At 42.2% G+C, this 12,611-nt stretch carries 10 protein-coding genes; 2 read left to right on the top strand and 8 right to left on the bottom strand.

The genetic code is table 11. The features are described from left to right. Positions 1-17 precede the first annotated feature (17 nt). The 3 genes from sufC to ACTHPG_RS04530 form a co-directional block, all read right to left on the bottom strand. On the bottom strand, positions 18-800 hold the full coding sequence (gene sufC / locus ACTHPG_RS04540; protein WP_062833524.1) for a Fe-S cluster assembly ATPase SufC: 783 nt from the start codon (positions 798-800) through the stop codon (positions 18-20). A 369-nt stretch (positions 801-1,169) separates the two neighbouring features. Beyond that, a complete protein-coding gene (locus tag ACTHPG_RS04535) occupies positions 1,170-1,745 on the bottom strand; it encodes a DUF1802 family protein (RefSeq protein WP_440387948.1) in 576 nt (191 codons plus the stop codon). Between the two features lie 125 nt (positions 1,746-1,870). Further along, complete coding sequence (locus tag ACTHPG_RS04530) at positions 1,871-2,332, bottom strand: Dps family protein (RefSeq protein ID WP_017689542.1); 462 nt, start codon at positions 2,330-2,332, stop codon at positions 1,871-1,873. A gap of 299 nt (positions 2,333-2,631) precedes the next feature. Between ACTHPG_RS04530 and mtnK the strand changes: the two genes are divergently transcribed. Both mtnK and mtnA read left to right on the top strand, forming a co-directional pair. Next, positions 2,632-3,849: an S-methyl-5-thioribose kinase gene (mtnK, locus tag ACTHPG_RS04525; RefSeq protein ID WP_440387947.1), complete on the top strand. Its 1,218-nt coding sequence runs from the start codon at positions 2,632-2,634 to the stop codon at positions 3,847-3,849. Between the two features lie 23 nt (positions 3,850-3,872). Continuing rightward, positions 3,873-4,946, top strand: coding sequence for an S-methyl-5-thioribose-1-phosphate isomerase (mtnA, locus tag ACTHPG_RS04520; RefSeq protein WP_440387946.1), 1,074 nt, complete (start codon positions 3,873-3,875; stop codon positions 4,944-4,946). Between the two features lie 120 nt (positions 4,947-5,066). Here the strand turns inward: mtnA and ACTHPG_RS04515 are convergent, their stop codons facing one another. The 5 genes from ACTHPG_RS04515 to ACTHPG_RS04495 form a co-directional block, all read right to left on the bottom strand. Next, on the bottom strand, positions 5,067-5,369 hold the full coding sequence (locus tag ACTHPG_RS04515; protein WP_017689545.1) for a YunC family protein: 303 nt from the start codon (positions 5,367-5,369) through the stop codon (positions 5,067-5,069). Between the two features lie 736 nt (positions 5,370-6,105). Further along, positions 6,106-8,052, bottom strand: coding sequence for a CBM96 family carbohydrate-binding protein (locus tag ACTHPG_RS04510; RefSeq protein WP_440387945.1), 1,947 nt, complete (start codon positions 8,050-8,052; stop codon positions 6,106-6,108). Positions 8,053-8,075: 23 nt separating this feature from the next. Then, entirely contained in the window at positions 8,076-9,671 is a 1,596-nt protein-coding gene (locus ACTHPG_RS04505; protein WP_440387944.1) for a hypothetical protein, read from the bottom strand. 483 nt (positions 9,672-10,154) lie between these two features. Then, positions 10,155-11,393 (bottom strand): SPRY domain-containing protein, encoded by a 1,239-nt coding sequence (locus ACTHPG_RS04500; RefSeq protein WP_440387943.1) that lies wholly within the window; start codon positions 11,391-11,393, stop codon positions 10,155-10,157. A gap of 57 nt (positions 11,394-11,450) precedes the next feature. Next, positions 11,451-12,575, bottom strand: a complete 1,125-nt coding sequence (locus tag ACTHPG_RS04495; protein WP_440387942.1) for a discoidin domain-containing protein — start codon at positions 12,573-12,575, stop codon at positions 11,451-11,453. Positions 12,576-12,611: the final 36 nt, after the last annotated feature.

Here is a 12,611-nt window from a genome sequence, read left to right as displayed (position 1 = left end):
CCTCCTCCGTTTTGTCTTTACGCTTCTTGACCTACAGTTTCGTCTGTAATTCCCAGCTCTTCCTTAACCCAGTCATATCCTTCAGCTTCCAGACGGTGTGCCAGTTCAGGTCCGCCGGATTTCACGATACGACCTTGCATCATAACGTGTACGTAGTCAGGAGTGATGTAGTTAAGCAGGCGTTGATAGTGAGTGATGATCAAGAAACCACGATCTTCGCTCTTCATTGCATTTACACCGTTTGCCACGATTTTCAGAGCATCGATGTCCAGACCGGAGTCAATTTCATCAAGTACTACGATTTTCGGATCAAGCAGCATCATTTGCAGAATCTCGTTACGTTTTTTCTCACCACCGGAGAAACCTTCATTCAGGTAACGGTGAGCGAACTCAGGGTTCATGTCGAGTTCTTTCATTTTACCTTCCATTTGACGGATGAACTTGATCAGTGAAATCTCGTTACCTTCGCCGCGACGTGCGTTAATTGCACTACGCAGGAAGTCGGAGTTTGTAACACCCGCGATTTCACTTGGATACTGCATAGCCAGGAAGAGACCTGCACGTGCACGCTCATCTACAGCCATATCCAATACATCTTCACCATCAAGTGTAATTGTACCGTCAGTTACTTCATATTTTGGATGGCCCATCAATGCAGAAGCCAGAGTTGATTTACCTGTTCCGTTTGGACCCATGATTGCGTGGATTTCTCCACCCTTCATTTCCAGGTTGATACCTTTCAGGATTTCCTTACCTTCGATCGTCGCTTTCAGACCTTCAATGACGAAATTCGTAGCCATGTGTATTGTTTCCCTCCATTGATTAAATTGATGTTTGCTGTCGAAAACGAAAAAGCGCCTATTATATCTGAACAGGGCTTCCCCTGAATTTCACTTGCACTCGGTTCCTTTAAAACAAGAACACTTTAGAATAATTCTAAACTGATTCTCAATGATAATCAAGCTATTTCCTTAGAGTGTGCATTCCTTGCAGGAAACATTATTCTTTCTGATTCTATAATAAATACCAGATTGAATCAAATGAGAAAACATCTCCCGCCAAGACGGACAGTGAGAAAAATCACGGAAAATCAAGCTTTTATCGTAATAGCTATACTAATCTAAAAAAAGGACTTATCCATAATATGGACAAGCCCCTTCATTAATATATTACAATTTGAGCATCTCGTTAATCTTCTGTACCTGTTTGTCAAAATCCGCAACGTCCACCACCGGCGTCATTTCGCGCGGCACCGGACCATTCGGAATAGAAATCCATGAACGACAACCATTATATTCAGGCAGTACGGGGATTTCCATCGGTTCCTTCAAACGGTACACCCGTAAAATCAATACATGGAGCGGATCTTTCCGTTTCCATTTCAAACGGTCTTCGGCAAAATCCGCAGTCCACATATGAAAGTCAAGAAGTCGATCCAGCATCTCCTGATCTCGTATCTCCAGATCCTGCGTTACTTCGGCATAAGCAGTAATACGGATTGTCGAAGCTTCCGGCACCCATTCGGCCAGTGATTCTTCAACATAGGATTGATCCGAGGACTTAATCAGTTCTTTACGCTGATGTTCATAAGTCGGATACAGGTAAAACGCTGGACTTTTCAGCTCAAAATGTCGGGTTTCTTCTACGATCCCACCTTTGCGCATCACCATAATTTGGCGACCCGTTTCCAATGCCTTGATTGCAGAAGCCCATTCTTTTAAAGCCGGTATCGTTGGTTCTAACATAATCGGTTCCCTCCCCTATCGTTCTTGTCAGCAGTATAGACGCTCAGGGCGTTTCTGACAACATGAACGGGGATCAGAAAGCTTACGCAAGAAACATACTTAGATTAGATTGAAACCTGGGCGTATTAACCCAGGAAAGAACGAAGCATCCACATGTGTTTCTCAAGGTCAGCCTTGAAACCAGTCAGCATATCGGAAGTCGGTTGATCTTCGGCTGCATCAGCAACTTCGATACCTTCCTGATATTCATTTGAAAGTGTAGCGAAGTCCTCGATCAGGTTTTGCACCATTGTCTTCGCATCTTCGCCACCTGCTGCCTCCTGGATAGAGGAAAGTTCCAGATACTCTTTCATTGTAGCCGCCGGGCTACCTTTGAGCGTAAGAATACGCTCCGCGATTTCATCCATTTGCACAGTAACTTCGTTGTAGAACTCTTCGAATTTCACATGCAATGTGAAGAAGTTAGGTCCTTTAACGTACCAGTGATAGTTATGGATTTTGACATACAATACGTTCAGGTTAGCCACCTGACGATTAAGTACTTGTTCCACTGATTTCGCTTGATCTGTTTTGTTTTTTGTAGCCATATTAATCCCATCCTTTTATTTAAAATTAGTCTGTCATGCCGTGATAAGCAGGTTGTCCTGCAGTACATAACAGAGAGTTAACAATGTGTCACCGCTTGGTAGCGGAGAGGCTCATGAACAGCGTTTCTATCAACTGTCCGGCCTATTTGTTTTTACCCTTGAACAGGAAGTTCGAATCAGAATCAACCGGGCTTGTCTCAAAAAAAAAGTTCAAAAACCGCGCTTTTTCCGATATACTGACATATACCAAGCAAAGAAGTGGGTTTTCCTGTTTCTTCATATATATGGAGGTGGCACCTTTGTCCCAATATCGCCCTTTAACACCCCAGGATGCAATTGAACTGGCCAAAACATTACCGGGTCCGTTTGCGGCAGATGCGAATCTGGATTGTCACGAGATCGGCGACGGCAATCTGAATTTGGTATTCCACATCACGGATCAGAACTCCGATAAAAGTATCATTATCAAACAGGCGCTTCCTTATGCGAAAGTAGTTGGCGAATCATGGCCACTTTCTCTCGTACGTGCCCGCATTGAACGTGAAATCCTTCAGGAAGAGTATCGTCTGTGTCCAGGGATGGTACCTGAAGTGTATCATTACGATGATGACCTCGCGCTAACGGTTATGGAAGATCTGAGTGATCACGTGATCATGCGCAAAGGCCTGATCGAAGGTGTTACCTATCCTCATTTTGCACAGCATATTGGGGAATTCATGGCAAGAACGCTGTTCTTCACATCCGACTTGGGCATGGATCAACAGCTGAAGAAGGAGCAACAGGGCAGATTCATTAATCCGGACCAATGCAAAATAACGGAAGATCTGATCTTTGATGAACCCTACCGAATCGCTGAAAAAAATAATTATGATGCTTCCATCGAAGATGAAGCTGAAGCCCTTCGCACGGATGGGGAGCTTCACCTTGAAGTAGTCTTGCTGCGGGAAAAATTCCTGACACATGGGCAGGCACTGCTTCATGGAGATCTGCATACAGGCAGTATTTTTGTTACACCCGAATCCACCAAAGTCATTGATCCGGAATTTGCTTTTTACGGACCCATGGGATTCGATGTTGGTGCAGTCCTTGCGAACCTGCTCTTGAACTACGCCTCCCTGCCAGGATGGATTCAGGATGAGACTGCTTTGCGTGAGCGTGAAACGCTTTTACTGAATATGGTTCATGATGTATGGACAGAATTCGAATCCCGTTTCCGTGCCCTTTGGGACAATGACCTAGTGGATCCGATGGCAAAAACGCCTGGGTACCAGGAGCTGTATGTGCAGCAATTGTTCAGAGATTCGATCGGCTTCGCAGGCGCCAAAATGGTCCGTCGTATCGTGGGACTCGCTCACGTGGCGGATATAGATACCATTCCTAATGCGTTTGAACGTGAACGTGCTCAGCGTAAATCATTGTCCATTGGTAAAGCGTTAATCAAAAATAATCGTCGCTTGAATACCATCGGTGAAGTACTGGATATTGTATCTACAGCTGTCTCAACGACTAAGGCTTAACTAAAGGAACGGAGGAACCACCCATGACAACCCCTGAATATCAGCCTCTGTCCTCTCTCATCTGGAAAAAGGACAAACTTGAAATGCTTGACCAGCGTCTGTTGCCCGAAACCATCCTCATGCTGAAATTATACACACCCGAGGAAGTATGGGAATCCATTCATTCCATGAAAGTACGCGGTGCTCCAGCGATCGGTATTGCTGCTGCATTTGGTGTCGTTCTGGGTGCCAAGTCATATGACGGAACGACCATCCAAGGCTGGCTGGATCACGTAAAATCCATATGTGCCCATCTGGCGACTTCCCGTCCAACAGCAGTAAACCTGTTCTGGGCACTGGACCGCATGATGCAAAGAGCAAATGTGGCCGTTGAATCCGGCTTGAGCCTGGAGGAGGGCAATGATGCTCTTGAAGTAGAAGCTTTGTTGATTCAGAAGGAAGACGAAGAAGTATGCCGCATGATCGGCGAGAATGCACTGCCTTTGTTCGAAGATGGAATGGGGGTACTCACTCACTGTAATGCAGGTGGACTGGCTACAGCGAAATATGGTACGGCAACCGCTCCAATGTATCTTGCGCAGGAACGTGGGATTAACTTGAAAGTATTTGCAGACGAGACTCGTCCTGTGCTTCAGGGTGCACGTCTGACTGCATTTGAGTTACAGCAAGCAGGAATCGACGTTACGTTGCTCTGTGATAACATGGCAGGCATGGTTATGTCCAAAGGCTGGATTCAAGCCGTTATCGTCGGAACAGACCGTGTAGCAGCGAACGGTGACGTAGCTAACAAAATCGGAACCTACAGTGTAGCTGTGCTTGCCAAGGCTCACAATATTCCGTTCTATGTAGCGAGCCCATTGTCCACGATAGACTTGTCCACGCCATCCGGTGACCTGATTCCAATTGAGGAACGTTCTGCGGAGGAAGTGACCGAAGGATTTGGTAAACGTACCGCACCGCAAGGTGTTAAAGTATTCAATCCTGCGTTCGATGTAACACCTAACGAATATGTAACAGCCATTATCACGGAAAAAGGCGTTGTTCGCGCACCTTTCCAGGAAAATCTGGCTGCCTTGTTCGCGAAGGAAGAAGCTTAACTTAATAGGATTGTTCGAGAAGAGAGTTCCTGTATAGCTTTGGTAGCTACAACGTGCTCCAGACTCTGAATTAAGATGCTAAAGAAGGGCTTCCCGTACGGGGAGCCCTTTTGTTAGTGATTAGATCATTTTCAGCAAAGCCTCTACACCCGTCATGCCAACCGTAATGCCCATGGCTTCGGCTTCAGTTGTCACCGACTCCATAGGTGCATGCAGCAATTGCTCCAGTGTACGCACACCAACCGCCCGAGCCGCAATAATTTTGCGATCCCCGAGCTTCTCATTAAGTAATCCCACATCGAGTGCCCCGCACATGATATATCCTTTGGATGTGTTAATGGTCAACAACGTTGTTTTGGGCAGCTTGACTTCTACCCCAACCAATACATGCTCTCCAACTACAATGGGCTCCATCGTCACCATAATTTCCCGATCCACCTCCTCTTCCACAGGTCACGATAATTGTATGCCTCATTCTGGATTGTCGTGTGGACACCTGCCGTGTTTGAGAAAATGTAGGTACTTATCATTCGAATACATTGTTGGTAATTCTTCTCGCAGACTTAGATAATAGATATATGCTTAGTTGGAATATAAAAAGCTACCTCGGAAATGAGGCAGCTCTTATACTTATCATTAATATTTTTGAGTGTCTAAAGTTTATCTCGGAGTCAACCATTTTTGATAACATTCAATCAGCTTCTCGAGTTTAGAAGACGAATTTAATTTTAATTGGTCACGTTGGCCTTCCTTAGAACGTATGCTCATCATTCTTTAATCGCCTTAACTCTGTTAAATCTCTTCTAATTCCCAGTACACGTCTATGAAGTACACTGCGGTCTATTGATGCAGCTGCCGACTTTTTGGACTGGACATCCGATTCACTTAATGGCTTCTGAGCTAGTTTCTTTTTATGTATTGGTACAACTTGAAGATTATTAGTTTCAGACTTGATCGGTCTCAATCTCTTTTGCTTCATAATTTGTTCAAATACGCTGTCCTCTTGACGCATGGTCTTCATTCCTTATAATGTGATGAACACATTGTAACATAACGAGAAGACGACTGTTACCCAAAAAAGTACAGGTGTTTAGAGTTGAGCAAGAGCCTAAAACGCAAAAAAAAGAGGGCCAATGCCCTCTTAGATAGTTAGATCATTTTATAAAATGTAAAAATACGCTTGATTCCCTGGACTCTTCACAATCACTGTGGTCACTAAATCACTGGCATCCCGTTTACGGATACTTGTGATCGAATCTAACTCTTCATTCGCAATAACTCTTGGTAGGACATAAGCTGCCAGATCAGGCTTGGAAATGATCATTTCAGTAGCCATATCCACAATCTGTCTCACATCTACCTTAGACTGCATATCCTTCCACTCTCGCACCTGAAGATAACCATCCAAGTATTCTCTTTCCTTGATACTAATGTGGCCATCCAGAACATCCATATACTTGATCTCAATACTGGAGTGTACATCAGGTCTGGAGATACATACTTGCCCAGGCTGTTCTTCCAGGTAAGGAATTTCAAGACTCGCTGCCCTCTCATCATGATCTAATGCTCTGACTTGAAGAACACTATTCAGATCAGGCTTATTGACCATAATCTCCGAAAGCACAGTCGAATCATCGTCATACATGACCTTTAGCAAAGACCCCAACGTTGAAGTTGCTTTTGTATAATTAGAGACTTCTACTGAAGCATGAAGATCAGGTATGGATACCATTAAACTCGTATCCCGTCCATCATGGAACAATTGTGATATCGTTAACGTACTGACCAGAGACATTTGTCTATCTACCGTAATAACTGAAGGTAAGTCCGGATGAGAGACTGCGATTTGTACAGTTTTTTCGTCGTCCAGACCTACTCTAACGGCAAGGTTACTGTCTAAATCCTCAGTTGTTCGTATAGCAGTAATGAACTGCGAATGAAGCTCGGGTTTAGAAACAACAACCCATGTTTCCCTCTCTTCTGTCCTACTTTCAGCAATAGAAATGTTCGAATCCAGATCCGCGTCTATACGTTTAGCTACAGTCAGGTCTGCATCGAGATCCGGACGGCTGACCGCAATGACTTGAGGTATATCATGATGCATGTGATCCTCATATCGGTGGACGTACAACTGAGATTTGAGCCAGTCCAGCCCAATATCACTGTGTACAACTAACGTTGAAGCTATATCCTTGCGACCTGCACCATAAATAAAAATGTCACTTCCGATTTCAGTTCGACCGATGGAATAGATCTGAGAAGTGATATATTTGATCTGCAAAACAGGTGGTTTGGAAGATTCCCGAGTGTTGAAATATATCGGCGTGTTACCGCTAGACTGAATAATCATTCCAACATTCGAAAGAATGCCTTCTCTCCACATTTGAAGTAATGCCATCATATCAAACTCAATATAACGTTCAGCATTATTAATGATATAGCTGGACGATAAGAGCTGAATGGACTGGGGTCTGTTTGCATGCGTAATCCCGTACTCCCGCCACAATGTATCCGGCTGGTGCAGCTCAATGTGTGCTTCAGGTGCCAGAGTCCCCGTGTAATATAACCTCAATTTAACTTCTTCCATATATAACAGATCAGGTATTCTGTTATCCAAATCACCGAAATGTACAAACGATTCGAATTGCTCTATCTCGTCTCTGCCAATCATCATACGCTGTGTATCACCAAAGTTGAGCGTCTGCAAGTGAGTTTGACTTCGTGTGGTCGCATCAGCAACAGGCTTCAGGTTAACAGTCACACGCGGTGCTTCCAGTAATTCATATTTGCCGTGTGCACGGTTATGTGGCCGTACGTATAACATGCCTTCAAGATCAACTTTGGACGCTGCTTGAATGGTTGCGCTCAGATCTCCTTGGGACTTGTACATCACATATAGCGAATTGCTCAATTCCTGTGACCGTCTGACACGTACGGAGACACTGGAGACGATCTCACTCAATTTTCTTGTAGCAGCCATTAGCGTTGAAGACAGTTCTTCATCGACTTGATTGTACAGGATATACTTTGCCGCAAAACGATTTTCCGGACTTTTAATATGTATAACACTATCTAATAGAGTCTCCCCGTTATTAATTCCACTCACTTCCTGTCTCATTGTATTGAGAGCTATACACGGTCTGCTGTGACTTTCATTTCAAAATTACCATTCGGGTTCGGCTTGGCATGAATATCCGTTGCGATGCGAATATAAAAATCGATGCTATCCTCTGGTTGGATCAGACCATAGGTCAGATAATCGATCGGAAGAAACGGGTCGGCCTGTCTGGATAATTGGACGTTAACACCGTCCGTTTCGAATTTCTTATCCATCTCCAGGTATACATGGTCCACAGCATATCCAAGCAAGTTTTTGATTCTGACTTTCTTCGTTAGTGTCGTCTGTCCAGCAATGATCACCCCATAATCAAGTTGTTTCAAAATTCCGCCAAAGGTATCTGACAGAAAGTCTCCAGACTCATCCATAAACATTAATCCAGAATACGATCCGATAAACTTAGTTTCCCAGGAGTCTACGGCACCCCAATAATCCTGAAATTCAACCTTCAGCGTATTCTCTACACCAAAATGTACATTTCTCTCGTCAATATTGAGTTCAATATTAAATGGAGATGCTGCTAGCCGTGTAAACTGGCCATCTGCCGGATAATACGTTTTCCCGTTCAATAAGACGCGATATTTAACCTTGCCCTGATCTGCATCAGCCAGCACCCCTGTTAGTTTGTTACCTGAGAAGGTCAGGTTGATTGTGGCTGTGGTGTTTAACAGTTGCAATGACATATCTCTGAACTCCACTGCGTTACGCGGTGCATCAACGACCATCTTCACTTCGTCAAGCGAATAGCTGTTTTCATAATGCTTGCTGTTATCGAAATAATAGGCGATTCGTGTTATACCGATTAAATCATTTTCAGGGATCGCGTTAAGCGTGTCCAGATTCATTCCTTTTCTTTTGAACAACGCAGTATCCTGGATATCCATATTGAACCACTTGTTGAAACGGTATGCCTTCCATGTAAGCCCCGAGTCGAACGAAGCAGCCATTCTTAGTATACCTTCCGGGCTGTTCTCCGTTACTTTCGTAGCAATAACCTTTTTCACGTCTCCATAGAGTGCTATGTCTGTTGGTTGCACAATTAGCTGTTCAAACGGTAACGCGTCATACGTCAGCATCATGCCCCGATTACCGGCAATAACCTCTTCATCATTCGTCCACGTAACTACATCAAAATCTCCCTCAAGTTCATCCAATGGGGAGTAGTTAGCCGTGATATTCAGTTCCGCTGACGTTTTAGAGGGATCATCTGTGTAGTATAGAACGTCTACACGATCACCCAACTCATCGTAGAGGGTAAAAGGCTCGGTTTCGATTGTAATCGTTGATTCGGTTTGGTTGGGGTCATCGGTATATTCAATGATTTTGATCTCTTTGTCTTCCCATTCTTCCGCTAGTGTAAAGGGATCGGTTTCAATGTTGAAGGATACTTCTGTTTTGGTTGGGTCGTCGGTGTAGTAGCATAGTTCCACTTTACCTTGAAGTTGAGTCCATGCTGATTCAGGTATAATGGAGATGTCGTCCATTCCAAAGTTTAAATAATCCTGCTCGGTGGGTAAACCTGAAATTACTTGCCATTGTCCATTTGCGTAGTACCTGTAAGTTGAGCTGTCTTGGACTAAATACTTATGGTCATAGACCCAATTCATGAGTTCAATCTCATGGATATTGATTACCTCAGAAGTGTTATTTCTTGTTACCCGAACTCTATAGTTGAGATAGGCTTTAGTAGGAGCGATATTAAAGGTGACTTTTCTATTGCTTGTCCATGATGCGACTAAATAATCATTTCTTGTGTCAATTAGATCCCATGTAACTGCATCATTACTTGCTTCTAGAACCCAAGATCGGGGCGGTGAGTTGTTTTCCAAGCAATACATGGAGTACCCTGCCAATTTTACAGAGCTTGGAAATCTGTAAGAAACCCATGTATTAGTGACACGATAGGTTCCGTAGAACGTATTTTGACTTCTATCAAATGCTTTATAAGCGTAGTATGCACCGTTTTGACCATTATAGCTTACTACGCCTGAAGGTGAAGTATAAGATGTCATTGGTGGTACGATATTCACAATTTTTGCCATAATTCCATCTCCTTTCTAAAATAAATAGAACAATTTCATTTAACTGATTTAAATAGTTGATACTCTCTTTATTGGCACTTTGTTAGTATCGATTTTTTGTTTAAAGACTTTTCCTGACCCGATATTTTCACTTTCTTTAACCAATGACCTTCTTTCGCTGAATTCATCCTCTAGATCAATAATCATTCCATTGCTCATTCCATGTTCCAGAATACTTACTTCCGAACTTTCTAGTGAAGTTATGTATCTGTCGGATTCATACATGCCAAAATCACCAATCGCTAAGAAGTCCCCAGCGCCTTGGTTGGCAGTAACATTAATTCTATATTTTTTAAAAGCAAATTTATTTTTGAAATAATACATACGGAACTCTTCTCCAGTAAAGTTTGGCTCATTTATTCTGGCATCAAGAGTAACCCATTTCGTACCATCCCACCCCTCAAATGTCCACGTTTTTGGAGGTCTGTTAACTGGGGTTGTTCCAGCTTTAACAGAATAAGCAGTTATCAGTTTGGCTTGCGGGAACTCATAGCTTAACCATCCCACCAAAATTCCACTAGCGGCAACCCATCCATTTGGATCCACAATTCTATCGAATGCTTTCCAAGGATAAAATGTTGTGTAAGTCGAACTTGCATCAACAACACCTGATGGAGTAGTGTTAGATGTCATTGCAGGGATAGCATTATCTTTGTATTTATTGGTAATGCTATAGTGCTTGTCCTCTGATGAAATTAAAAATTTATTAGAGTAAACTAAGTTGTACGCTTTAAATCCAGAAGGAACATTATGTACAAAGGGTCTTACACCAAAATTAATTGTGACTGTTTTACTGCTTGAACTAAATGAGCCTAGTGTAGGAAAAACTTCTCCTAATTCCTTTACATTAGTGTGACTAATGCCCATACTAACACCATTCTTAGTAAACTCTAATGTTCCATTGTCAAGATCAAGTGCAACACCCACAACTGTCCCGACATCCCATACTGTACTGAATGCTGTATTTTCCGGATATTTATTCCCGCTGTTACCATAATAAGTTCTCCACATTGAGCTATCTGCAACAATATTCCCTGTTAAAGAGAATGATTTGTTGGATACCCCAATATGGACATTTTTTACTCCAGCATCATATTTAACCTCCCAATACCATTTACCATTTGACTTACCGTGTGTAGCACGAATAGCACGATAATCAGTTGAGGTGACTATGGTAAGGTTACCATTAGATAACGTGAACCCTGAACCCATATCGTTTGGGTTTAATGTAACTGGGATCATTTCCATAAATGGAGCATCTCCTTCCCAAAATAAACAGAACACATCGTATTGAGGTGTTCTCGATTAACCTAGAGTAATTTTATCTACTCGGCGTTTTGACATTTGAATTATGTGTTCAAAGGTTTTACCTGACCCAAGCATAGTAGTTAATCTTATTAGATTTTTCTTTGTTTTTAAAATTTGATTGAAGTCATTTATATCTTCAACACCTCGATCCAAAAAACTCGATTCGGTTGCAGATTCCATTTGAACTAGATAAGATGGTTTCATTTCAAACATTTCAAGTTCGTATACAGAAGGAAGAGTTGAACCTGAGCTGAGCGAAGTGATATAGAGCCTATAATATATATAAGATTTTCTGTTCGGAATAATGTAATCCAATACACCACTAGCCCCTCCAACAATTGAGTGAAGAGTGTCATAGTTAATACCATCATTACTTCCTTGGAATTCATAGTTACGAGGATAATAAGTTGTATTGGTAACATAAAGCCTATACTTTACTATCACTTTTGGTTTTATGAATTTATACCCTATCCACTTTGGCATAGTGCCAGGAAGAGTATTCCCTCCCCAATTAGTACTTAATCCACCATCAAATGCTTCCCATCCGAAAGTTGCATTACCATTAGGCGAATTACTCACAAGCACTTCTCCTTCTGGAGTGGTACTGCTAGTCATTTTAGGTATAGACGTCGTTTCTTGTATGCCATCATTCAATAGAGAATAATATTTATCACCTGATGAAAGTAAGATTTTATTTTGAATCGTTATTCTATAGGGCATTAAACTTTTACCCATAAGAATGTCTATAGCATCCATTCTGAAAGTCACACTAAAATCCTTGATTATAATAGAATGTTCACTATCTCTGAGTCCGGCTATTTCAAAAAACACTACTTTATGTGTGTTGTTAACTGGACAGGTATAAGTTTTTCCATCTTGCTCTGAATCAATAAACATCTTAAATGAAAGTGCGCTGCTTATAGAACCACCAATTAACTTAATAGAACTTCCTACAAAATTAAATTTAATTTCTGTATTAGTTTGAATTGTTGAATAGGTTCCTCCATGGTTATTGGAATTAGTTGATTGTGTACCTATATTTGAATAATTAATGTTTACATCACGTTCATCAATACGCAAGAATCCTGTAGCTGGATTAGCCAATATTTCCCCAACTGCCATTTAACCATCCCCTTTCTAATCAAAATTATTCTTCTA

Source organism: Paenibacillus sp. SAF-068 (assembly GCF_051967555.1).
GTDB lineage: Bacteria > Bacillota > Bacilli > Paenibacillales > Paenibacillaceae > Paenibacillus.
Note: the sequence above shows the minus strand (reverse complement) of the source record. Positions and strands in the feature narration are given on the sequence as shown.